This window comes from Pseudomonas sp. D3 (genome assembly GCF_029320995.1).
Lineage (GTDB): Bacteria > Pseudomonadota > Gammaproteobacteria > Pseudomonadales > Pseudomonadaceae > Aquipseudomonas > Aquipseudomonas paraveronii.
In genome coordinates, this window is sequence record NZ_CP119772.1 from 5,050,315 (window position 1) to 5,073,960 (window position 23,646).

Annotated in this window: 21 protein-coding genes; 4 read left to right on the forward strand and 17 right to left on the reverse strand. The window is 62.0% G+C overall.

The genetic code is table 11. The features are described from left to right. Nucleotides 1-19: 19 nt before the first annotated feature. From fabD to P3S72_RS23280, 4 genes are all read right to left on the reverse strand, one after another. On the reverse strand, nt 20-958 hold the full coding sequence (fabD, locus tag P3S72_RS23265) for an ACP S-malonyltransferase (protein WP_276194402.1): 939 nt from the start codon (nt 956-958) through the stop codon (nt 20-22). 126 nt (nt 959-1,084) lie between these two features. After that, nucleotides 1,085-2,095, reverse strand: a complete 1,011-nt coding sequence (plsX, locus tag P3S72_RS23270) for a phosphate acyltransferase PlsX (RefSeq protein ID WP_276194403.1) — start codon at nt 2,093-2,095, stop codon at nt 1,085-1,087. 4 nt (nt 2,096-2,099) lie between these two features. After that, nucleotides 2,100-2,282: a 50S ribosomal protein L32 gene (gene rpmF / locus P3S72_RS23275; protein ID WP_008152339.1), complete on the reverse strand. Its 183-nt coding sequence runs from the start codon at nt 2,280-2,282 to the stop codon at nt 2,100-2,102. A 13-nt stretch (nt 2,283-2,295) separates the two neighbouring features. Then, on the reverse strand, nt 2,296-2,826 hold the full coding sequence (locus P3S72_RS23280) for a YceD family protein (protein WP_247405338.1): 531 nt from the start codon (nt 2,824-2,826) through the stop codon (nt 2,296-2,298). 105 nt (nt 2,827-2,931) lie between these two features. Between P3S72_RS23280 and P3S72_RS23285 the strand changes: the two genes are divergently transcribed. Further along, nucleotides 2,932-3,510, forward strand: a complete 579-nt coding sequence (locus P3S72_RS23285) for a nucleoside triphosphate pyrophosphatase (RefSeq protein WP_276194405.1) — start codon at nt 2,932-2,934, stop codon at nt 3,508-3,510. A gap of 130 nt (nt 3,511-3,640) precedes the next feature. Here P3S72_RS23285 and P3S72_RS23290 read toward each other — a convergent pair whose 3' ends face one another. Genes P3S72_RS23290 through rluC form a run of 3 tightly spaced genes read right to left on the reverse strand, consistent with a single transcriptional unit; the run spans nt 3,641 to nt 6,254 of the window. Continuing rightward, the gene (locus P3S72_RS23290) at nt 3,641-4,624 is read right to left on the reverse strand and encodes a S49 family peptidase (protein ID WP_276194406.1); all 984 of its coding nucleotides are present in this window, start codon (nt 4,622-4,624) and stop codon (nt 3,641-3,643) included. A 21-nt stretch (nt 4,625-4,645) separates the two neighbouring features. Continuing rightward, nucleotides 4,646-5,308 (reverse strand): HAD-IA family hydrolase, encoded by a 663-nt coding sequence (locus P3S72_RS23295; protein ID WP_276194408.1) that lies wholly within the window; start codon nt 5,306-5,308, stop codon nt 4,646-4,648. Beyond that, a complete protein-coding gene (gene rluC / locus P3S72_RS23300; RefSeq protein WP_276194410.1) occupies nt 5,295-6,254 on the reverse strand; it encodes a 23S rRNA pseudouridine(955/2504/2580) synthase RluC in 960 nt (319 codons plus the stop codon). The genes P3S72_RS23295 and rluC overlap by 14 nt, the downstream gene beginning before the upstream one ends. A gap of 768 nt (nt 6,255-7,022) precedes the next feature. Between rluC and rne the strand changes: the two genes are divergently transcribed. After that, complete coding sequence (gene rne, locus P3S72_RS23305) at nt 7,023-10,241, forward strand: ribonuclease E (protein ID WP_276194411.1); 3,219 nt, start codon at nt 7,023-7,025, stop codon at nt 10,239-10,241. Between the two features lie 173 nt (nt 10,242-10,414). On the opposite strand, the gene P3S72_RS23310 is transcribed toward rne, so the two are convergent. From P3S72_RS23310 to P3S72_RS23330, 5 genes are all read right to left on the reverse strand, one after another. Beyond that, nucleotides 10,415-10,999: a nucleotidyltransferase family protein gene (locus P3S72_RS23310; RefSeq protein ID WP_276194413.1), complete on the reverse strand. Its 585-nt coding sequence runs from the start codon at nt 10,997-10,999 to the stop codon at nt 10,415-10,417. Continuing rightward, nucleotides 10,996-11,982 carry an XdhC family protein gene (locus tag P3S72_RS23315; RefSeq protein ID WP_276194414.1) on the reverse strand — a complete coding sequence of 329 codons (987 nt, stop codon included), beginning with the start codon at nt 11,980-11,982 and terminating at the stop codon, nt 10,996-10,998. Before P3S72_RS23315 ends, P3S72_RS23310 begins: the two co-directional genes overlap by 4 nt. Further along, a complete protein-coding gene (locus P3S72_RS23320) occupies nt 11,982-14,303 on the reverse strand; it encodes a xanthine dehydrogenase family protein molybdopterin-binding subunit (RefSeq protein WP_276194415.1) in 2,322 nt (773 codons plus the stop codon). Before P3S72_RS23320 ends, P3S72_RS23315 begins: the two co-directional genes overlap by 1 nt. Continuing rightward, nucleotides 14,300-14,770 (reverse strand): (2Fe-2S)-binding protein, encoded by a 471-nt coding sequence (locus tag P3S72_RS23325; RefSeq protein ID WP_247395888.1) that lies wholly within the window; start codon nt 14,768-14,770, stop codon nt 14,300-14,302. Before P3S72_RS23325 ends, P3S72_RS23320 begins: the two co-directional genes overlap by 4 nt. A gap of 254 nt (nt 14,771-15,024) precedes the next feature. Beyond that, the gene (locus tag P3S72_RS23330) at nt 15,025-16,356 is read right to left on the reverse strand and encodes a dicarboxylate/amino acid:cation symporter (protein WP_276194416.1); all 1,332 of its coding nucleotides are present in this window, start codon (nt 16,354-16,356) and stop codon (nt 15,025-15,027) included. A 339-nt stretch (nt 16,357-16,695) separates the two neighbouring features. Here P3S72_RS23330 and P3S72_RS23335 point away from each other — a divergent pair, with 339 nt between their 5' ends. Next, nucleotides 16,696-17,694: an AraC family transcriptional regulator gene (locus tag P3S72_RS23335; RefSeq protein ID WP_276194417.1), complete on the forward strand. Its 999-nt coding sequence runs from the start codon at nt 16,696-16,698 to the stop codon at nt 17,692-17,694. A gap of 21 nt (nt 17,695-17,715) precedes the next feature. Here P3S72_RS23335 and P3S72_RS23340 read toward each other — a convergent pair whose 3' ends face one another. Genes P3S72_RS23340 through P3S72_RS23350 form a run of 3 tightly spaced genes read right to left on the reverse strand, consistent with a single transcriptional unit; the run spans nt 17,716 to nt 20,063 of the window. After that, entirely contained in the window at nt 17,716-19,062 is a 1,347-nt protein-coding gene (locus tag P3S72_RS23340; protein WP_276194418.1) for an ATP-binding protein, read from the reverse strand. Next, nucleotides 19,059-19,736: a response regulator gene (locus P3S72_RS23345; protein WP_276194419.1), complete on the reverse strand. Its 678-nt coding sequence runs from the start codon at nt 19,734-19,736 to the stop codon at nt 19,059-19,061. The genes P3S72_RS23340 and P3S72_RS23345 overlap by 4 nt, the downstream gene beginning before the upstream one ends. A gap of 18 nt (nt 19,737-19,754) precedes the next feature. Beyond that, nucleotides 19,755-20,063 carry a hypothetical protein gene (locus P3S72_RS23350; protein ID WP_276194420.1) on the reverse strand — a complete coding sequence of 103 codons (309 nt, stop codon included), beginning with the start codon at nt 20,061-20,063 and terminating at the stop codon, nt 19,755-19,757. A 136-nt stretch (nt 20,064-20,199) separates the two neighbouring features. Between P3S72_RS23350 and P3S72_RS23355 the strand changes: the two genes are divergently transcribed. Then, nucleotides 20,200-20,916: a 4'-phosphopantetheinyl transferase superfamily protein gene (locus P3S72_RS23355; RefSeq protein ID WP_276194421.1), complete on the forward strand. Its 717-nt coding sequence runs from the start codon at nt 20,200-20,202 to the stop codon at nt 20,914-20,916. Nucleotides 20,917-20,998: 82 nt separating this feature from the next. On the opposite strand, the gene P3S72_RS23360 is transcribed toward P3S72_RS23355, so the two are convergent. Both P3S72_RS23360 and P3S72_RS23365 read right to left on the reverse strand, forming a co-directional pair. Beyond that, complete coding sequence (locus P3S72_RS23360; protein WP_276194422.1) at nt 20,999-22,609, reverse strand: ATP-binding protein; 1,611 nt, start codon at nt 22,607-22,609, stop codon at nt 20,999-21,001. Further along, the gene (locus tag P3S72_RS23365) at nt 22,606-23,331 is read right to left on the reverse strand and encodes a response regulator (RefSeq protein ID WP_276194423.1); all 726 of its coding nucleotides are present in this window, start codon (nt 23,329-23,331) and stop codon (nt 22,606-22,608) included. Before P3S72_RS23365 ends, P3S72_RS23360 begins: the two co-directional genes overlap by 4 nt. Nucleotides 23,332-23,646 lie beyond the last annotated feature (315 nt).

Sequence of the window (23,646 nt, forward strand, 5' to 3'; positions counted from 1 at the left end):
CTTCTCCTAAGTTTGGGGATCAGGCCAGTGCCGCGCGAGCGGCAGCGAAGGCATCCGGGGTATTGAGGTTGGCGGTCGACACGCCGTCGGCGCAGCGCTTGTTCAGGCCGGCCAGGACTTTGCCCGGGCCGCACTCGACCAGCTCGGTGGCGCCGTTGGCGGCCAGGGTCTGCACCGATTCAACCCAGCGCACCGGCTTGTAGAGCTGCTCCAGCAGGTCGCGCTTGAGGGTGTCGAGATCCGCTGCAACTGCCGCGCTGACGTTCTGCACCAGCGGGATCTGCGGCGCCTGCCAGTTGATGGCCGCGATGGACTCGGCAAAACGCTCGGCCGCCGGGCGCATCAGTTCGCAATGCGACGGCACACTCACCGGCAACGGCAAGGCACGCTTGGCGCCAAGGGCCTTGCAGCCTTCCATGGCGCGCTCAACGGCGGCCTTGGCACCGGCAATCACCACCTGGCCCGGAGAGTTGAAGTTCACCGCGCTGACCACTTCACCCTGGGCCGCTTCGGCACAGGCCTCGATCACCACAGCATCATCCAGGCCGAGAATGGCGGCCATACCGCCCTGCCCGGCCGGAACCGCTTCCTGCATCAACTGGCCACGACGTTCGACCAGCTTGACCGCTTCAGCGAGGGTCAGGCTGCCCGCAGCGACCAGGGCGCTGTATTCGCCCAGGCTGTGACCGGCCACGAACGCCGGACGCGCACCACCTTCCGCCAGCCACAAGCGCCACAGGGCGATCGAAGCGGTGAGGATGGCCGGCTGGGTTTTATCGGTTTGATTGAGTTGCTCTTCCGGCCCCTGCTGGGTCAGCGCCCACAGGTCGTAACCCAGGGCATCGGAAGCTTCCTTGAAGGTTTCCAGGATCAGCGGATAGTGCGCGCCCAGCTCGGCCAACATGCCGAGGGACTGCGAACCCTGCCCTGGAAAGACGAATGCGAGGGATGTAGACATGTAACAAGCCCCTAATGATCTGGTCGTCGGATATGGGCGCTCCTACGATGGGAGCGCACGAAACTGACAGATTGGATGGTCAATTGAACCGGCCGGTCACATTTAAGCATTTCCAGGCCGATTCGCCTAAGGCAACAGGTCCTCCAGGCGGCCGTGCAAGCGTTGCGGCAGGTTTTCCTGGATCTCGATCAAGGCCCGTGCAATCGCGCTCTGAAAGCCTTCCACCCCCGCTGAACCATGGCTTTTCACCACGATCCCCTGCAAGCCGAGAAAGCTCGCGCCATTATGCCGCGCCGGGGCCAGGTCCGCCTGCAGGCGGCGCATCAGCGGCAGCGCCAAGGCGCCGACCAGGCGTGTGGCCAGGTTGCGCTTGAACAAAGTCTCAATCCGCGAGGCAATCATGGTGGCCAGGCCTTCGCTGGATTTAAGCAGGATATTGCCGACAAATCCGTCACACACCACCACATCCGCCTCGCCGCGATACAAACCGTCACCTTCGACAAAGCCGATGTAGTTCAAACCCCGCGCACCTTGCAGCAAAGCGGCGGCGAGCTTGACCTGTTGGTTGCCCTTGATGTCTTCGGTGCCGATATTCAGCAAGGCCACCCGCGGACGGGCCACACCCAGCGCTTCGGCAGCCACCGAGCCCATCACAGCGAACTGGAACAGGTGCTCGGCGCTGCAATCGACATTCGCGCCCAGGTCCAGCAACTGGCAATAGCCTGCCTGCGTCGGTATCGCCGCGACCATCGCCGGTCGGTCGATCCCCGGCAAGGTCTTGAGCACATGCCGTGACAACGCCATCAGCGCGCCCGTATTGCCGGCGCTGACACAGGCTTGCACCTTGCCATCACGCAACAACTCAAGGGCGATCCGCATTGAAGAATCAGGCTTGCCACGCAAGGCGACCGCCGGCTTTTCATCCATGCCGATGGCTTCGCTGGCTGGCGTAATCGTCAGGCGCGCGCAATCCACCGCCGGATGGCTGGCAATCAGTTCTTCAAGAAGGGAAGGTTGACCGACGAGGGTCAGGTGCAGCGAGGGCGTGGCAGACAGGCTGGCAATGCAGGCCTGAACAATGCTGCGGGGACCGAAGTCCCCGCCCATTGCGTCAATCGCGATGACTTGAGCAGACAAGTGATTACTCGTCAGCGCCCTTGTCGATCACTTTACGGCCACGGTATACGCCTTCTGGCGATACGTGGTGACGCAGGTGAATTTCACCGGTGGTTTTTTCTACAGACAGAGTGCTCGCCGTCAGGGCGTCGTGCGAACGACGCATGTCACGGGCAGAGCGGGATTTTTTGTTCTGCTGAACAGCCATAATTGATTAACTCCTAAACGTTTGGGTCACGCTTTAACTGCGCCAATACACTGAACGGGTTGGACCGCGTTACCTCGTCCTCGCTCGGTTCGGACTCGTCATCGAGGCCCGCCGGCTGCTGGCATTCTTCCGGATGATGAGCAGGCACAATGGGCAAGGCGAGCAAAAGCTCCTCCTCGATCAGTGCATGCAGATCCAAAGGATCTTCGCCCAGTTCCAGCACGTCATAACCTTTCGGCAACGACTGGGTATTCGCACCCTCCTTTACCACAGCATAACTGCACTCGCTGTGGATCGGCAGGGTGACCAGCTCAAGACAACGCTGGCAAACCATTTTGACCTCGGTGTCGATAAAGCTGTGAATAACCACAGATTTACGTTCATCTCGTTCAAAAACGAATTTAGCCTGCACCGTACCGACAGTGTCGGAAAGCGGGTCGCAGAGTCTCTTCAAATCGGCCAGCAGCAATTCACCTTGAAGGGAAGTGCCACGATCAGCCAATTTGCGCGGGTCAACGTGAGGTGGAATCGGGTCATTCAACATAGGCGCAGCATTATAGGGATGCACCCAGCCATGTCAAAGGAAATTCAGCCCTGGGCGTCAGCCGGTCGCCCCGCTAGAATCCCCAGCCGCCCCGAGGAGACGCCCATGCTGCCTTTATTACTCGCATCCAGCTCGATTTATCGCCGGGAATTGCTGGAGCGCCTGCACCTGCCGTTCATCTGCAGCTCGCCGGATATCGATGAAAGCCGCCGTGCAAATGAGTCAGCCGTCGAACTGGTCAAGCGCCTAGCCGAAGAGAAAGCCCGCGCCCTCGCCGCCAGTCATCCAGGCCATCTGATCATCGGCTCTGACCAGGTGGCCGCACTGGAAGGCCGGATCATCGGCAAGCCCCACACCTTCGAGAACGCTCGCGAGCAACTGCTGGCCGCCAGCGGCAAGCGTGTCAGCTTCCTCACCGGGCTGGCGCTGCTGAACAGCGAGACCGGGCACTGTCAGGTGGACTGCGTGCCGTTTACCGTCCACATGCGCATACTGGACACGGAGCAGGTTGAACGCTACCTGCGGATCGAGCAGCCGTATGACTGCGCGGGCAGCTTCAAGGCCGAAGGGCTGGGTGTGAGCCTGTTTCAAAGCACCGAAGGCTCGGACGCGACCAGCCTTGTCGGCTTGCCGCTGATCCGCCTGGTGGACATGCTGCTGGCCGAAGGCATACAGATCCCTTAAAACCACCACAAAACCAATGTGGGAGGGGGCTTGCTCCCGATAGCAGTGGATCAGCCAGCTTATCTGTAGCTGACCCACCGCAATCGGGGGCAAGCCCCCTCCCACATTTATCTACACAGACCTTGAGATTTCAGCGCAGGGCCGGGCCCTGGAAGCCCATGTACAGGGCCAACTTCTCAGCCACGCTGGCGCCGAGCTTCTTGGAGAAACGGTCAAACGGCGATTCCTCAACGGTGAAGTCCACCAGTTCCTTCTCACCAATCACGTCCCGCGCCACCGAGCTGGCACTGCCCAGGCCATCGATCAAGCCCAGCGGCAAGGCCTGCTCCCCAGACCAAACCAGCCCAGAGAACAGTTCTGGATGATCTTTATCCTTCAGACGATCCCCACGCCCCTGCTTGACGCTGGCGATGAACTGGCGATGGGTGGTGTCGAGCACACTCTGCCAGAACTGGGTTTCATCGGCCTTTTGCGGCTGGAACGGGTCGAGAAACGACTTATGCTCGCCCGAGGTGTAGGTGCGACGCTCCACGCCCAGCTTCTCCATGGTGCCGACAAAGCCGTAACCGGCCGCCGTCACACCAATGGAACCGACCAGGCTGGCCTTGTCGGCGTAGATTTGGTCAGCAGCACTGGCGATGTAATACGCGCCCGAGGCGCCCAGGTCGGAAATCACCGCGTACAGCTTCGTCTGAGGGTGCAGCGCGCGCAGGCGGCGAATCTCGTCATACACGTAGCCCGACTGCACCGGACTGCCGCCTGGGCTGTTGATGCGCAGGATCACGCCCTTGACCTTGGGGTCTTCAAACGCGGTGCGCAGACTGCTGACGATATTGTCGGCACTGGCGGACTCCTTGTCGGCAATCACCCCGCGCACTTCGATCAGGGCGGTGTAGTTGGGGCCACGGGTCGCGCTTTTTTCCATGTCCATCAGCGGACTGAACAGCGCCAGCATGCCGAGCAGGTAAACAAAGGTCAGCAGCTTGAAGAAAATCCCCCAACGCCGCGAACGACGCTGCTCCTGCACGCTGGCCAGGAGGGTCTTCTCCAGCAGCTTCCAGCTCTTGTCATCACCGCTGTCGGCCTTTTCGGGCGCTTTCCACTCATCACTCATGCCATCTACCCCAGCAAAGACTTAGTGAGCCCGGCTGAGCCAGGCCTGCAATTCAGAAAAATGATCGATCGTCAGCCTGGGCTCGTATTGCTGCAACGCCTCGGCAGCCTGGGCGCCATAGCTGACCGCCACGCTGTCGATGCCAGCGTTGCGAGCCATCATCAGGTCGAAGGAAGCGTCGCCCACCATCAGCGCCTGGCGTGGCGACACGCCACAATGGGCGAGTATCTGCTCAAGCATCAGCGGATGGGGCTTGCTGGCGGTTTCATCCGCTGCGCGGGTGATGTCGAAATAGCCTTCCCAGCCGTGAGCCCTGAGCACCCGATCCAGGCCGCGACGGGCCTTGCCGGTGGCGACCGCCAGGTGATAACCCTCGGCACGGAATGCTTCCAGGGACTGCACCACACCGTCAAACAGCGGCGAAGGCTCGGCCTCCAGCGCGATGTAGTGATCGGCGTAATGCTCGCGGAACGCGACCAATTCATCGTCAGCGATTTCCGGGTACAAGGTGCGAATCGCCTCGGGCAACCCCAGACCGATAATGCCCTTGACTGCCAGGTCGCTGCACAGCTCATAGCCCGAACGGGTCGACGCCACGTGCATCGACTCGACAATCCGGCCAATGGAATCACACAGCGTGCCGTCCCAATCGAAAATCAGCAGCTTGTAGTCAAGGTGCGACACTCAAGCGCTCCACGGTCTTGGCCCACATGTCATCGACCGGCGCCTGCAACTTCAATTCGCCACCATCGGGCAGCGGCACGGTGAGCATGTAGGCGTGCAGGAACAGGCGCTTGCCGCCCAGGTCGCGAATCTCCTTGGAGAACGCCTCGTCGCCGTACTTGGTGTCGCCGGCAATGCAGTGGCCCGCATGCAAAGTGTGGACGCGAATCTGGTGAGTGCGCCCGGTGACTGGCTTGGCCTCGACCAAGGTGGCGAAGTCGCCGAAGCGGCGCAGCACCTTGAACAGGGTCAGGGCCTCTTTGCCCTCCTCGTCCACTTCGACCATGCGCTCGCCGGAGCGCAGGTTGCTCTTCTGCAACGGCGCGCGGACGCTCTTGATCGAGCTGGCCCAGTTGCCGCGCACCAGCGCCATGTAGCGCTTGTCCACGCCATCACCGCGCAGGGCGGCGTGCAGATGGCGCAACATGCTGCGTTTCTTGGCGATCATGAGCAGGCCGGAGGTGTCGCGATCAAGGCGGTGAACCAGTTCCAGTTCCTTGGCATCCGGACGCAACTGACGAAAGGCTTCGATCACACCGAAACTCAGGCCGCTGCCACCGTGAACCGCAATGCCACAGGGCTTGTTGATCACGATCAGCTTGCTGTCTTCAAAGACAATCGACGCCTCAAGGCGCTGCAGCAGGCCCTGGGCCAGTGGCACAGGCTCATCACGCTCCGGCACGCGCACCGGCGGCACGCGGATGATATCGCCCGCCTGCAGCTTGTACTCGGGCTTGATGCGGCCTTTGTTCACGCGCACTTCGCCTTTACGCAAAATGCGGTAGATCAAGGTCTTGGGCACGCCTTTGAGCCTGGCCAGGAGAAAATTGTCGATGCGTTGGCCGGCATATTCCGGCGAGACCTCGAGCAGCTGGACGCTGGGGGTCTGGGGGGCGGTAGTCGTCATGTCGGCGATGATAACAATTTTTTATGGAATTGAAGCACTTAATCATTACTGCTATAGTCGCGAACGCCGCCAAAAGCGGCCTGGACAGAGGACTTGCGGCAAACTGCCGGCCCTGACCATCGCAATTCATCAGGACGCGAGGCCGTCCTACGGGGCTTTCGTCACCGTGGAAAGCTCGAGATTGTAACAAGCGCAGGTGACATGAGGCCTGAAGCGAGTGCAGAAAGCAGAGTAAATACTCGCATTTTGCGCCGATATTTACGGCCAGTTCACAAAGTGCAGTCAGTCTTGGGACACACCATGGCGAATGCTTCGGAAACAAAGCCTGTTAAGAGCTGAGTGAGAGCGCAGTCGCCCACACTTGGTCTTGTTTAGCCATGAGCGTGTACTCCCCATTGGAGCACACGGTAAATGCCAACCCGCTGCGGATTCTGCGCGCGGCAGCACCCGAATTATCAGGGATACGTGTAGGGTGGAGATGCACAACCGTCGGACCGTGTAGCACTAGGCTTATATATAGACGCTTCATCTCGTCCACAGTCGCCGGTTGATTCCTCCTCCTGACCTTAGCTTTTGTTGAAGTGGTGCTTTTGTCACCACCGCTAACAAGCAGGACGCGTCCGTCGCGATACCAGCCCAATTGGCCGGTTATTGCTGGACACTGGAGTGGCCAACCACTCTTGACGCACCTGACACCGACCGTGAGAAGTCGTGTGTGCCGAACGCCGTTTCCGGCAGCCCGGAAACCGACGGTACAACATGAAAAGAATGCTGATTAACGCAACTCAACCCGAAGAGTTGCGTGTTGCGCTGGTAGATGGCCAACGCCTCTACGACCTGGACATCGAATCCGGTGCACGCGAGCAGAAGAAGGCCAACATCTATAAAGGCCGTATTACTCGCATCGAACCAAGCCTTGAGGCTGCCTTTGTCGATTTCGGCTCCGAGCGCCATGGCTTCCTGCCCCTCAAAGAAATCTCCCGCGAATACTTCAAGAAAGCCCCCGAAGGCCGCGTGAACATCAAGGACGTCCTGAGCGAAGGCCAGGAAGTCATCGTTCAGGTAGAAAAAGAAGAACGTGGCAACAAGGGCGCCGCCCTGACCACCTTCATCAGCCTGGCCGGTCGTTACCTGGTGCTGATGCCGAACAACCCACGTGCCGGCGGCATTTCCCGTCGCATCGAAGGTGAAGAGCGCAACGAACTGCGTGAAGCGCTGAACGGCCTGGTCGCTCCAGCCGACATGGGCCTGATCGTGCGCACTGCCGGCCTGGGCCGCAGCAGCGAAGAAATGCAGTGGGACCTCGACTACCTGCTGCAACTGTGGACCGCTATCAAAGAAGCGTCCCTGGATCGTTCCGCGCCGTTCCTGATCTACCAGGAAAGCAACGTGATCATCCGCGCCATCCGCGATTATCTGCGCCAGGACATCGGCGAAGTGCTGATCGACAGCGTCGAAGCCCAGGACGAAGCCCTGACCTTCATCCGCCAGGTGATGCCGCAGTACGCCAGCAAGATCAAGCTGTACGAAGACAGCGTTCCGCTGTTCAACCGTTTCCAGATCGAAAGCCAGATCGAGACCGCCTTCCAGCGCGTGGTCGAACTGCCTTCCGGCGGCTCCATCGTGATCGACCCGACCGAAGCCCTGGTGTCCATCGACATCAACTCGGCGCGCGCCACGAAAGGTAGCGACATCGAAGAAACCGCCCTGCAGACCAACCTGGAAGCGGCTGAAGAAATCGCCCGCCAGTTGCGCCTGCGTGATATCGGCGGCCTGATCGTGATCGACTTCATCGACATGACCCCCGCCAAGAACCAGCGCGCCGTGGAAGAAAAAGTCCGCGAATGCCTGGAAGCCGACCGTGCCCGCGTGCAAGTCGGCCGCATCTCGCGCTTCGGCCTGTTGGAAATGTCCCGTCAGCGCCTGCGTCCGTCCCTGGGCGAGAGCAGCGGCATTGTTTGCCCGCGCTGCAACGGCACCGGCATCATTCGTGACGTTGAATCGCTGTCCCTGGCGATCCTGCGCCTGATCGAAGAAGAAGCCCTGAAAGACCGCACCGCCGAAGTCCGCGCGCAAGTGCCGATCCCGGTTGCCGCGTTCCTGCTCAACGAAAAACGCAACTCGATCACCAAGATCGAACTGCGTACCCGTGCCCGTATCGTCATCCTGCCGAACGATCATCTCGAAACGCCGCACTTCGAAGTGCAGCGCCTGCGTGATGACAGCCCGGAAGCCCACAGCGGCCAGTCCAGCTACGAAATCGCCGCTGCCGCTGCCGAAGTGGAAGAAGTCCAGCCAGCCGCCGCGACCCGCACCCTGGTTCGCCAGGAAGCTGCTGTGAAGACTGCTCCGGCGCGTGCCAACGCACCAGTTCCGGTTGAAGTCGCGGCCCCAGTTGCCGCCCCGGCCGCGCTGCCTGAGCCAAGCCTGTTCAAAGGCTTGGTGAAGTCGCTGGTCAGCCTGTTCGCCAGCAAGGAAGAACCTGCGGCACCGGTTGTGGTTGAAAAACCTGCCACCGAGCGCCCAGCGCGTAACGAAGAGCGTCGCAACGGTCGTCAGCAGAGCCGTAACCGCAACGGTCGCCGTGACGAAGAGCGCAAGCCGCGCGAAGAACGTGCCCCGCGTGAAGAGCGCGCACCCCGTGAAGAGCGTGCGCCTCGCGAAGCCCGCGAAGAGACCCCGGCCGTGGTAGCCCGTGAAGAACGTGCACCGCGTGAAGAGCGCGCACCGCGCCCACCACGCGCCCCACGTGAAGATCGCAAGCCACGTGGCGAGCGCGAAGAACGTGTGCGTGAACTGCGCGAGCCGCTGGACGCCGCGCCTGCCGTTGCCGCCGCGACTGCTACTGCTGCTGCCGCCACCCCAGAAGAACGCCCGGCTCGCCCGCCGCGTGAAGAGCGTGCGCCACGTGAAGAGCGCCAACCACGCGCACCGCGTGAAGAACGTCAACCACGCACCGAGCAGGCGGCTAGCGCCAGCGAAGAAGACGACGACGAAGTGCTGACCGGCGAAGAGCAACTGCTGGAAGACGGCCAGGACAACGCCGAAGGCGATCGTCCACGCCGCCGCTCCCGCGGTCAGCGTCGTCGCAGCAACCGTCGTGAGCGTCAACGTGATGCCAACGGCAACGTGATCGAAGGTTCGGAAGAAGCCGGCGAGAACGCAGAAGCCGCCAACAGCGAACCGACTGGCGCCGAACTGGCTGCCGGCCTGGCCGTTACCGCTGCCGTTGCCAGCTCGGTCATCAGCGCACCTGCTGAAGCCCAGGCTCACGAGCAGGCTGAACGCGCCACTGCCGCCGTCGAAGAAACCGTTGCGGTAGAGGCACCAGTCGCCGAGACCCCAGTGGTTGAAGCACCGGTCGTAGAAGCAACCACCCCGATCGAAGCCCCAGTGGTTGCGGAAGTGGAAGTTGCGCCGGTTCGCGAAGCCCAACCAGAAACCGAAGTAGTTGCTGCGGAGCCTGCCCCGGTGGTTGAGCCACAGCCAGTGGTTGAAGCCGTTGTCGAAGCACCGGTTGTCGAAGAAGCCGCCCCGGCCGTGCGTGAAGTTCGCGAAGAACAGACCGCCTTCCAGTGGACAGCCGAACCTGCCGCACCGGTTGAAGCGCCCGCCCCTGCCCCTGTGGTAGAAGCAGCGCCAACCCCGGTTGTCGAAGTGGTTGAAGCCGCTCCGGTAGCGGTTGCCGAGCCTGCGCCAGTGGTTGAAGCACCCGTCGTTGCCGAACCCGCCGCCCCGGTGGTTGAAGCCGCACCGGCCATTACCCTGACCGAAAACGGCCGTGCGCCGAACGACCCACGTGAAGTGCGCCGTCGCCGCAAGGAAGCCGAAGCTGCCGCCGCTGCTGCCGCTGCCGCACCGGCTGCCGCCGAAGTGGTCGAACACACTGCCCCAATCGTCGACGAGACCCCGAGTTCCGTTGAAGAAGTGGCAGAGCACCACCCAAAGGCCCTGGAAGAAGAGCACGAACCTAAACCTCTCGTCTGATTCCATCCGCCACTAAAAAGCCCCGTCTGATCACTCAGGCGGGGCTTTTTTATGCCAATTGTCAAAACGCTGAAAAACCAATGTGGGAGGGGGCTTGCTCCCGATTGCGATGTATCAGTCACCAGATATGTTGGCTGGCACACCGCAATCGGGGGCAAGCCCCCTCCCACATTTCAGAGCGGTTTGAAATCCAACAGATGCGGAAGATCCACATCCCAGAGTACGCCAGGATCACTTACCTGGATCTCGCGCACTTGCCCCTGGGCAAATAGTGGCTTGGCCCCGCAATCACCCGTCAACGCCATCAACGCCGGCCCGAACGCTCGCCCAAACGCAACCGGATGCCCATACTGGCCGGCATGCACCGGCACACTGATACCGTCTATGCGCTCCAACACCCGTTCAATGCTGGACGGCAGAATGAACGGCATATCACCCAGCACCACCAGCCAGCCATCGCTGGAACCACTGGCCGCGACCGCTGCGGCAATGCTGTCGCCCATTCCGTCTGAGCACAGCTGCACTACCTCGCAGCCATGGGCCTGCGCCAGACGAATGACTTCAAGCCGATCGGGCGAGGTCACCACCACGCGTTTTACAGCGCACGCAGGCAAATTCACCAGCACCTGCTCGATCACCGGCCGCACTACGGCGTCCCGGCCCACGCAATCAGCCAGCAACTTATCCTGATCAGCCGCGGCTGCAGCGCGAAAACGACTGCCCTGCCCCGCCGCCAGCACAATCACCGTGACGCTCATTCAACCTGCACCGGCATCGGCTTTTTCTGCAGCAGTGCCACGCCGTTCTTGATCGCGACAATTTCCGCCAGCAACGACAGGGCAATCTCCGCCGGTGTATGGCTGCCGATATGCAAACCGATCGGCCCATGCAGCCGCGCAATCGCCTGCGCAGACATCCCCAGCGCCGCCAGGTTTTCCCGGCGTTTACGGGTGTTGACCCGCGAACCCAGCGCGCCGATATAGAACGCGCTGGAGTTCAATGCCGTCAGCAACGCCATATCGTCCAGGCGCGGATCGTGGGTCAGGCAGACGATAGCCGTGCGTTCGTCGGTCTGGATGTTCAGCACCGCTTCATCAGGCATGCCGGGCACAAAGCGGCCATGCTGTTCTTCCCAGCCATACACGAACTCTTCACGCGGGTCGCAGATCAGCACTTCGAAATCCAGCAACCGCGCCATTTGCGCCACATAGCGTGACAGCTGCCCGGCGCCGATCAACAGCAGGCGCCAGCGCGGGCCATAAATGGCGCGCAAGCGCTCGCCGTCGAAGGTCACCACGTCGGTCTTGCTTGCAGCGCTCAAGCGCACATTGCCGGTGGCCAGGTCCAACTCGCGAGCGACGATTTCATGGGCTTCACAGCGCGCCAGCAACTCGGCCACCCACTGCCACTCCATCACGCGCTCTTCGGTCAGGCGCAGGGTGCCGCCACACGGCAGGCCAAACCGCGCCGCTTCATCGCGCGTCACGCCGTAGGTCACCAACTGCACCGGTGGCCCGTCATCCGCCAACCGACCATCCTGCAAACGCGCAATCAAGTCATCTTCAATGCAGCCGCCGGACACCGAGCCAATCACCACCCCGTCACCGCGCAAGGCCAGCATGGCCCCGGGCGGACGCGGCGCGCTGCCCCAGGTCTGGACCACGCTGTACAACACCACCCGCTGCCCCGCGCGGCGCCATTCGAGCACGCTGCGCAGGACATTCAGATCCACACTGTCCATCAGGCCTTCGTCTCCTGCCAACCCTGCAGTTGGTAGCGCACGGGCAGGCTACGAATGCGCTTGCCGGTGGCGGCAAAGATCGCATTACACAACGCCGGCGCAATCGGCGGCACGCCGGGCTCACCGACACCACCCAACGGCACCTCGCCCTGTGGCGTGACCAGGTGTACCGCAACGACCTTGGGCGCCAGGGACATGCGCGCCACTTCATACATATGGAAGTTATCCTGCTGGACCTTGCCGTCCTTGAAGCTGATTTCGCCCAATACCGCGTTGCCCAGGCCCATCACGCAGGCGCCTTCGAATTGCGAGCGAATGCGTTCCGGATTGATCTGCGGGCCGCAGTCCACGGCGATATCCGCCTTGTGTACGATCAGCGTGCCGTCGTCTTTGACTTCGACCTCGATCACCGCCGCCACATAGGTGACGAAACTGTAATGCACCGCCAGCCCCAGTCCTCGGCCCTTGGGCAGCGTGCGCCCCCAGCCGGCGGCCTTGGCGGCGGTTTCCAGCACCCCGCGCAGGCGGGCGGTATCGATCGGGTAGCGCTCCGGGGATTCGCCGTAGTTCCACTCATCGCTCAGGGTTTTAGGATCGATCTGACGATCCGGCCCGAGTAACTTGAGTTGGTACTGCAACGGGTCCTGACCGGCCTTGTGCGCCAGCTCATCAACAAAGCTCTGAATCGCAAAGCCGTGGGGGATGTTCGACACCGAGCGATACCAGCCAACCCGGGTGTGAGCGGCGGCTTCGGGGTTTTCCAGGCGCACGTTGGGAATCGCGTAGGCCATGTTGGTAAAGCCCATGCCCAGCTCGAACGCCGCCTCATGGTTCATGCCCGGCGCAAACAGTGCGGTGATGCTCGGCGCGACGGTGCGGTGCAGCCAGGCAGAAGGCAGGCCGTCCTTGTTCAGGCCAGCCTTGAGGTACTCGGCAGAAACCGTGTGGAAGTAGGAGTTGTGGATATCATCTTCACGGGTCCACTGCACGCGCACGGCCTTGCCGGGGAACTCCTTGGCGAGGATGGCCGCCTCGACCACGAAGTCCGGCTTGGACTTGCGACCGAAGCCGCCGCCCAGCAGCGTGACATTGATGGTCACGTTATCGAAAGGCAGGCCCAGGCGCTCGGCAACGCGCTCGCGAGTCACCTGAGGCGCCTGGCTTGGCGCCCAGGCTTCGCACTGACCCTTGTCGAAACGGGCGATGGCAACCATCGGTTCCATCGGCGACTGGGCCAGATGCGGCAAGTAATAAGCGGCTTCGAGGGTGCTGTCGGCAGCGCTCATGGCCTGGTCGAGGGTGCCGGTATTGCGCACCACTTTACCCGGTTGCTGCGCGGCCGCTTCCAGAGCCTTGCGGTAATCGATGGAGTTGTAGCCGGCGTTGACGCCGTCATCCCAGACAATGCTCAGCGCTTCACGGCCCTTGATCGCCGCCCAGGTGTTGCTCGCCACCACGGCCACGCCGCCCAGCGGCTGGAACTCCGAAGGCAGAGGGCGGCTTTCGATTTCGACGACCTTGATCACCCCCGGCACCTTCAACGCCGCACTGGCATCGAAGGATTTGACCTTGCCGCCATAGACCTGCGGCCGTGCAATGGTGGCGTAGAGCATGCCGTCGAAATGCACGTCCGCGCCGTAGACTGCGCGACCGTTAACGATGTCGACACCATCGATGGCCTTGACACCCTCTTTGCCGATGTAGCGGAACTCCGACGGCTGCTTGAGGCGCAGCGTGTCCCGCGCCGGCACCGCCAATGCACCGGCAGCGGCGGCCAATTCGCCATAGCCCAGGGCGCGACCGCTGGGCTGGTGGATGACCTTATGCAACTGCGCACGGCACTCGCCCAACGGGACTTTCCACTGGTCGGCAGCCGCCTGTTCCAGCATCGCGCGCGCACTCGCGCCGCAACGCCGCATCGGTTCGAACCAGTGGCGCATGCTGCGCGAGCCATCGGTGTCCTGGTTGCCGTAACGCACTTCGTCGCCCGGCGCCTGCTGGACCCGCACATGGGCCCAATCGGCGTCCAACTCATCGGCCACCACCAGGCTCAGACTGGTACGCACGCCCTGGCCCATTTCCGAACGGTTGCAAATCACCGTCACGGTACCGTCGGTGGCGATGCTGACGTAGACCTTGGGGTCATCGATCAGCCCATGGGGCATGGCAGCGCCGCCATATTTCTTGACGGCATCAGCGGCAAACGCCTCGGGCAAGCCCCAACTGGCGGCGATCACCAGCGCGCCGGTGGCGCCGACGCCCTGCAGGAAACCACGGCGACTGAGGTTATTGAGGACGAAATCAGCGGGTAAGCGGCTCATGCCTTGGCCCCCTGCAGATGCGTCGACGCCTGGCGGATCGCGGTCTTGATGCGGTTGTAAGTGCCGCACCGACAGATATTGCCGACCATCGCCTCTTCGATCTGCTCGTCACTGGGGTTGGGGTTGGTTTTCAGCAGCGCGGTGGCCGACATGATTTGCCCGCCCTGGCAGTAGCCGCACTGGGCCACGGCGCTGTCCAGCCAGGCTTGCTGCACGACCTGGCCGATCGGGTCGGTGTGCAGGTTGTCGATGGTGCTGACGGCTTGGCCCTTGACCGCGCCGATCGGGGTGATGCAACTGCGCGCCGGCGCGCCGTCGATATGAATGGTGCATGCGCCGCACAGGCCCATGCCGCAGCCGAATTTGGTGCCGTTGTAGCCCGCCACATCGCGGATCGCCCACAACAGTGGCATCTCCTCGGTGACGTCCAGTTGATGGTCTTGGCCGTTGAGTTTCAGGGTAATCATTGGGCACGCCCGCCTATTTGCTGCATTTAGGGGCGAGCCATCTGTCGCGAAAGGTATCGCTGGTTCGGGTACGCGCAGATTGGCTCAGGCTGAGGAGGCTCTCTTGTGAAGACGAATCTTCACCGGGCCTTTGATGGAACATGGGCTTAATGTAAACCAAAAATCCGCAAAGTGACCGGGCAGAAACGCAAACGCCCCGAACCAGTCGGGGCGTTTGCGGATTGCTGTGGACGTCAGTTCACGCCATCAGCGTCTTACTTGATCACCGGCGCCGGGCCTTCGGCCACGCCCAGGTCATCTTCTTCACGGGTGTCGGAGATACCACGACCACCGGAAGCCAGCTCGACGTGCAGCTTGTCTTCGTCCAGTTCGTTGACCCACTTGGCTACCACCAGGGTCGCCACGGCGTTACCGACCAGGTTGGTCAGCGCACGGGCTTCGGACATGAAGCGGTCGATACCCAGGATTAGCGCCAGACCGGCAACCGGCAGGTGGCCTACGGCCGACAGCGTCGCGGCGAGTACGATGAAACCACTGCCGGTCACGCCTGCAGCGCCTTTGGAGGACAGCAGCAGCACCAGCAACAGCGTGATCTGGTGGGTAATGTCCATGTGCGTGTCAGTCGCCTGGGCGATGAACACGGCAGCCATGGTCAGGTAGATCGACGTACCGTCGAGGTTGAACGAGTAGCCGGTCGGGATCACCAGGCCAACCACGGATTTCTTCGCGCCCAGACGCTCCATCTTGATCAGCATGCGTGGCAGTGCCGATTCAGACGAGGACGTACCCAGAACGATCAGCAGCTCTTCACGGATGTAGCGGATCAGTTTCAGCACGCTGAAACCGTGCGCGCGGCAGATGGCGCCGAGCACCACGACCACGAACAGGACGCAGGTGATGTAGAAGCAGATCATCAACTGGCCCAGTTGCACCAGCGAGCCGACACCGTAGGCACCGATGGTGAACGCCATGGCGCCGAGGGCCCCGATTGGCGCGAGCTTCATGATCATGTTGATGATGTTGAACATCACGTGGGCGAAGCGATCGATGAAGTCCAGCACCGGCTTGCCGTAGGCACCCAGGCGATGCAGGGCGAAACCGAAGATCACCGAGAACATCAGGACTTGCAGGATGTCGCCGTTGGCGAAGGCACCGACGATGGTGTTCGGGATCACGTTAAGCAGGAAGCCAACGATGCTCTGGTCCGCACCAGCCGTCACGTAGGCCGCGACTTTCGAAGCGTCCAGGGTGGCCACGTCGATGTGCATGCCGGCGCCCGGCTGCACAACGTTCACCACGAACAGGCCGATCAGCAGGGCGATGGAGGACACGACTTCGAAGTACAGCAGCGCGTAGCCGCCGGTTTTGCCGACCGATTTCATGCTCTGCATGCCGGCGATGCCGCTGACAACGGTGCAGAAGATGATCGGGGCGATGACCATTTTGATCAGTTTGATAAACCCGTCACCCAGCGGCTTGAGGGCCACGCCGGTCTGCGGGTAAAAGTGGCCGAGCAAAATACCGATAACGATGGCAACGATCACCTGGAAATACAGGGATTTGTACAGTGGCTGACGAGTCGTCATTGTAAAGTTCCTCAATAGTCCCGTGTGGCAAATATCCGCCATTGCCCACGGCACTTGAATTGCGAACCCTCCTGCACTGGAGGGATTTGTTGTTTGCGAGACTTGTAGGACAAGGCCTGCGCTGTAATCCTTATCGCAAACGCCGTGCCACTTTGCTGAAACTGTCTGAAGCCCCTTAGACATAAGGGTTGGAGGGATTAAGCCGTGCCGCAACGCGGCCCGTCAGGCGGCGGTTTTCCGCCAACTCATCGAGTCTCGTCCTACAATTTGGCGGATATCCGCCTTGTCGTGGTACTGGGGGGTGGCTACCATCCGCCACTCCATGGACGAGGCCCTTGCATGCGTGAACGTACCATCGCCAGTCACTACGCCCGAGCCGCCCTCGGCGGTGCGCGCCGGGCCGGCTACGACTACTCGGGCCTGTTGCAGCAGGTGGGCATCACCCCAGAACTGCTGACCGAACCCCGCGCCCGCATCGCGCCGGAACAATTTACCCGGCTGCTGCAAATGCTCTGGCTCGCGCTGGACGACGAGTACCTGGGATTTGCCGAGGGTCCGAGCAAGCGCGGCACGTTCGCCATGATGTGCCACGCGCTGATCCATTGCCGCACCCTGGAGAAGGCACTCGAACGCGGCTTATTGTTTTATAGCCTATTCCCACAAGGTCCGCGCTGGCATCTGACACGGGAAGGCGAAATGGCCCGCTTGAGCCTGGACGACTCACAGCTAGGCGACCCGGATCATTTTCTCAGTGAATGCCTGTTGGTGATCTGGCATCGCCTCGGCAGTTGGTTGATCGGCCAGCGCATCCGTCTGCACCAGGCCACGTTCAGCTACCCGATGCCGGCCCACGCCAGCGAATACGACCTGTTGTTTCCCTGCCCACAGGTGTTCGGCGCACCGAACAGCAGCCTGGTGTTTCCTGCCCGTTACTTGAGCCTGCCGCTGCTGCAGGACGAGCGCACCCTCAAGCATTTCCTGCAGCGCTTCCCCGCCGACGTGTTGTCGCGGCCCGATGAGGGCGACAGTTTGAGCAGCCAGATCCGCCGCTTGCTCAGCCGTGACCGCACGCCCTGGCCGGACCTGGATGCCGTTGCCCAGCACCTGCACATCAGCCCGCAGACCCTGCGCCGGCATCTGCGTGAAGAAGGCAGCAGTTTTCAAGCGCTCAAGGATGAGTTGCGCCGGGACATCGCCATTTACCATCTGGGACGCGCGAACTTGTCTTTGCAGGAAATTGCCGAGCAGCTCGGGTTTTCCGAGCCGTCGGCGTTTCATCGGGCGTTCAAGAAGTGGACGGGATTGACGCCGGGGGCCTACCGCGCGCAGGAAACCTGATGAGTCAGATCACCCGCTGGGTCACAGGGCCGGGAAGTGAATCTTGAATGCCGCGCCCCCCAACGGTGAGTCCCCCAGAGTCAGGCGCGCGCCGTAGCTTTCAATGATGTCCTTGACCACCGCCAGGCCGATCCCCTGCCCCGGGTGCTGGCGATCCAGCCGCTCGCCGCGTTGCAGAATCCGCGCGCGCTGGTCGGGCGGTACACCGGGGCCGTCATCTTCGATGCACAGCTCAATGCCTTCCTGGCTTTCCACCAGGCTGATGCGCACTTCGCTCAGGCACAGGCGGTAGGCGTTTTCCAGCAGGTTGCCGAGCAGTTCCAGCAAGGCGCCTTTTTCGATGGGCACATCGCACTCGTCCGGCAACTCGAAGGACACCTTGACGCGCTTGTCGCGGTAGACCTTGTCCAGCGTGTCACACAGGCTTTGCAGCACCGGCTGCAGGCGCACCTGATGGCGTACCAAACCGCTTTTACGCAGGCTGGCGCGCTGCAATTGGTAGCTGATCTGCTGGCTCATGCGTTCGATCTGCGATTGCAGCACCCAGGCCTGGTCGCGGTCTTCGGGGCGCTGGGCCATGTCTTCGCTCACGCCTTGCAACACCGCCAGCGGGGTTTTCAGGCTGTGGGCTAAGTCGTCGAGGGAATCGCGGTAGCGAGTACGCTGCTCGCGCTCACTGTGCAACAAACGGTTGAGGGACCCGGTGAGGCGCAGCAGTTCGCGGGGGTGCTCTTCACTGAGGCTTTCGCGGGTGCCGCCTTCGATCTGGTCCAGCTCCTGGCTCAGGCGCCGCAACGCCTGCAGGCCCCAGGTCAGGCCCAGCCAGAGTAAGGTCAGCAATACCAGCAACGCCGCGCCGAAGCCCAGGTAGAGGTTTTCGCGCAGGCCTTCGAGGGTCAACTGGTATTCGCGCACCGGTTGCAGCGCGACGATGCTGAACGCCGCGCTCTTGCCGCCGAGCAGCTTGACCTCGACGTCATACACGAAGAATTCCTGGCCATCGCTCTCGCGAATCCGCGCAAATTCATTCCCACGCCCGTCATAGCGCGGCTTGTAGTTGATCTTTTCTTCCTGGGTCGCCCGCGAGCGCCATACCAGGTGGCCTTCGCGGTCGTAGATATAACCGAGCAACCGGCTATCGGTGAGGTTGAAGCGTTCGTCCGGCAACTGCGCCGGCATCTGCAGGCGGTTGTTTTCGACCCGCGCCGCCGAAATCAAGGTCGTAACGTCCGACGCCAGGCGCTGCTCGATCGAGTCCTGCAAGGCCAGGCTGAACGCGCCCTGCATGGCCGGCAACAACCCCAGCATAAACAGCACGGCCAGGGTGGCGGCCGCCAGCATCAAGCGCACACGTAACGAGCGAATCAACGGCAGCGCTCATTGAACAGATAGCCCAGGCCGCGCACGGTGTCGATCGGTTTGAACCCGGCCGGGCCTTCCAGTTTACGGCGCAGGCGGCCGACCAGCACTTCGATGACATTCGGGTCGCGCTCGTCGTCATCGGGGTAGAGCTGCTCCATCAAGCGGTCCTTGGGCACCACCTGCTGATGGTGACGCATCAGGTACTCGAGAATCCGGTACTCGTAGGCGGTCAGCGCCAGTGGCTGCTCATCCAGCGAGGCTTGCTTGCGATTGAGGTCCAGCAGCAAGGGGCCGGCGACGATGGTCGACTGGGTAAAGCCGCTGGAACGGCGCAGCAACGCATTCATCCGCGCCTCCAGCTCTTCGAACTGGAACGGCTTGACCACATAGTCGTCGGCGCCAGCGGCCAGGCCTTCGACCTTGTCCTGCCAGTTGCCGCGAGCGGTGAGGATCAGGATCGGGAAGGTCTTGTCCTGGGTGCGCAGTTGGCGGATCAGGTCAAGGCCACCCATGCCGGGCAGGCCGAGGTCGATGATCGCCAGGTCATGGTTGAATTGGCCGGTCTGGTACAAGGCCTCTTCCGCGTTGGCCACGGCTTCGACCACATGCCCGCTGTCGGTCAGGCGGGTATACAGGTGATGACGCAACAGCGCCTCATCTTCCACCACCAGCAATTTCATAAGGCTCTCCAAGGCAAATCAACTGTCCGACAGAGGGATATCATAGCGGCCCTGCAGGTCTTGCGGGCGCAGTTTAATGCCATTGTATTGGCCACTCAGGTGCTCATAACCGGCGCGGTAAGCCGCCTGCGGGGTGCTCAGGCCCAGCGACTGGCCCCACGGCGCGACCTGGCTGCGCACCTCGTCGAAGCTCACACGCTGCATCAGCGTGCTGGATTTCTTGGTTTTCTCGCGACCGAATCCCGCAAAGGCACCATCGCTGGCCTGCGCCCCGGCGGTGGCACTGAGCATGGTCAATGCCAACATAAGCTTCTTGATCGCAGTCATGGTGCCTACCTCTACGCGTTTTGGCTGTGGACCCACACTACGCAAGCGCCCCTGAACTCCCCCTGAACAGGCTCTGAACCTGGCCTGAACCGCTGCGGGCTATCCACTGGCGCGTCAACTCGGCAAAATACCGCGCATGACGCCCCTACCCGCTTGCTGCACCCCGCTCGACGCCCATTGGCCGTTGCCCGATCCCTTGCCGGGCACGGTGCTGCTCAGTACGCGCTTTGATCCGGCCTTGTTGATCGCCGATGATTTCCAACGCAGCGCCGTGCCGCCGCCGGCGAGCATCCAACGCTCGGTGGCCAAGCGCCAGGCGGAATTTCTCGCCGGCCGGTTATGCGCCCGCGCCGCCTTGCAACAGCTCGATAACCTGGACTGCGTGCCGGCAATCGGCGAAGACCGTGCGCCGGTGTGGCCGCACCATATCTGCGGCTCCATCACCCACAGCAGCGGGCACGCGGCGGCGATTGTCGGTCACAAGGCGCAATGGCGTGGGCTGGGGATGGACCTGGAAAATGTCCTGAGCCTGGAGCGCGCCGAACGCCTGGCCGGGGAAATTCTCAGCGCCGCTGAGTTGCAGCGCATGGCCCTGTTGCCGCGTGAGCAACATGCGCTGCTGGTGACACTGACGTTTTCGGCCAAGGAGAGTTTGTTCAAGGCGCTTTACCCGATCGTGCAGAAGCGCTTTTATTTTGAGCATGCCGAGGTGCTGGAATGGTCAGAGAACGGGCAGGTGCGGTTGCGGCTGCTGACGGACTTGTCCGAAGAGTGGCGTCACGGTAAGGAATTGGTTGGGCAATTTGCGGTGGAGGGGGAGCAGTTGTTGAGCCTTGTAGCAATCAGCGTCTGATCCATCGCTATCGGGGGCAAGCCCCCTCCCACAGGGGAATGCATTCCACTGTGGGAGGGGGCTTGCCCCCGATAGCGATGGATCAGGATTTATCTTGGTCCCTAGGCCAACTCAGGCTGAAGCATGCCCCTCCCAGGTTGTTGCTCTTGCTGATCAACGCCCGCCCGCCATGCCAATAAATTATCCGCCGCACAATCGACAAGCCTAGGCCATGCCCGCCCGAGGCGCGGGTGCGGCTATCGTCCAGGCGCAGGAAAGGCGTGAAGATGCGCTCCCAGGCGCTTTCCGGTACGCCGGGGCCATCGTCTTCCACATCGATGCGGCAGCGCAGTTGGCCGACCTGGTAGCTGATCAGTACCTGACCCTGGGCATGGCGCATGGCGTTGCTCACCAGGTTTTGCAGGGCACGGTGCAGGTAGCGCGGCTCGGCATCGACCCAGGCATCGTCCCAATGCGCCGATGACAGGCAAATACCACGGGCCACGTTGACCTGCGGACGCAGTGGCGATAATTCGCCGATCACCTGGTCGAGCAACGCATTGAGGTCGACCCGCTGGAAATTCAGCGCCGGCGCGCCCTGCTCCAGGCGCGCGTAGGTGAGCATTTCGTCGACCAGGCCGTCGAGGTCCTGGATATCGCTGTCCATGCCTTCGAGGTATTTGCGCCGGGCCTGCGGGGTGGCGGCGTCGCCGATCATCTCCAGGCCGAAACGCAGGCGTGCCACCGGGGTGCGCAGTTCGTGGGACACGGCGCGCACCAGTTCGCGCTGGATCGCCAGCAACTGCTGCAGGTGCTCGGCCATGCCATTGAAGGCGGCGGCCAGGCGCCCTACCGAGTCGGCGCCACGCGCCGGCACGCGCACTTCCAGGTTGCCTTTGGCAATACGCGTGGCGGCCGCTTCCAGGCCTTTGAGGCGGCGCTCAAGCTGACGCACCAATAGATAGACGATCAGGCCAATCAGGGTCAGGCCGATCAACGCAATCAGGATCAACCATTGCGCCGGGTAAGGGTTCATTTGATACAACGGGCCGATTTCAAGCACCCAGGGGGTGCCGACCATGCCGGCAAACACCCGAATCGAATCGCCACCCTTGCCCAGCGCCATCACCGTATCGCCCTCCGCCACGCGGCGGCGCTGGTCGTCATCCATATCGGCCTGGTCGAGGGCCATCAGGTGCATCTCGAAGCCAAAACCCTTGGCTTCTTTTATAGCGGCCAGCCGCTGCGGCTGCTCGGCCACCGGGAAACGCACCAGTTCGTCGGCCAACAGGTAAATGGTCGCGCGCGCCAATTGCTCGCTGATCTGCTGCACTTCACCTTCCAGCACCAATTGATCCGTCTCGCTGACCAACCGCAGCACCCGTGCCGCATGGGGGCCGGTCTGTTGCACCAGCACCTGGCCGTGCTGCAGGCGGGTGCGCTGGCCGAGGTCCAATTGAGCATCGGTGTAGGTGCGCAGCGTCAGAGGAATACCCAGCAGGCGTTCCCACACCGCCAGCGCGCGCTGGCGCTCAATCGCGCTCATGGGTTGCAGGTTATCGCCCATCAAGGCAAACGTGCCGTGGGCCAGGCGCTCACGGTACTGCCCGCTGCGCACGTCATTGAGCAGGTGCAACGCCAGCACGCCCAACAGCGCCACCAGGATCAGCGCCGCACACATGCCGCCGTAGATGCGCAGGAAGATCGAGTTCACAGCGGCATGTCGGCGGCGGCTTCGGGGACGAACAAATAGCCTTTGCTGCGCACGGTCTTGATCAGGCGCGGGTGGATCGGGTCGTCGCCGATCTTCGGACGGATACGCGAGATGCGCACGTCAATCGAGCGGTCCTGGCCGTCGTAACCGATGCCGCGCAGGGCGATGAAGATTTCTTCGCGGGACAGGATGCGCCCGGCATTCGCCACCAGCAGCCACAGCAGGTCGAACTCGGCGCTGGTCAGTTCGATGCCCTCGCCCTGCAGCCAGGCTTCGCGCAGGGCGTTATCCACCAGCAGCGGGCCGAATTGCAGGCGGCGCTGGTTTTCCACCACGACGGGTTCCGCCGGCTCGCTGCGGCGCAACAGCGCCTGGATACGTGCCAGCAACAGGCGCGGACGCACGGGTTTACACACGTAGTCGTCGGCGCCCATGTCCAGGCCCAGTACCTGGTCCATGTCGTCGGTACGTGCGGTGAGCATGAGGATCACTCCGTCGTAGCGCTCGCGCACCTTGCGGCAGATGCTCAGGCCGTCTTCGCCGGGCAGCATCAGGTCGAGGATCACCAGGTCCGGCTGCTCGGCGATGATCCGCGCGGCAGCCTGGGCGCCATCGCATTCCACCGACACGCACAGGCCGTTGCTCTCCAGGTACTCGCGGGTCAACTCGGCCAATCGCTCGTCATCCTCGACGATCAGAATTTGCCAGGCTTCATGCTCCACAGGTAATCCTCGTTGTTATTAAGGAATTGATTGGCCTGCTCGATCTAAAGGTGGGAGGGAGCAAGCCCCCTCCCACCTTTAGATCTTCGCCAGCCATACCCTATTTGTAATGTTGTAAGGGCATAAAAAAGATCGATTGTAGCCATGCCCCAACCCTCAAACACAAGCCAGGAAATGCATTCGGTGATCACGTTTTTTTGTGATAGGGTTCGCGCCCTCAAAAATCCAATGGGCCGTTTTTTCCTTGGAATATTCAGTGACAAACGGCGCGGTCCAGCAGTACTGCGGCCTACACGGGCATTCTAGGTTTCATAC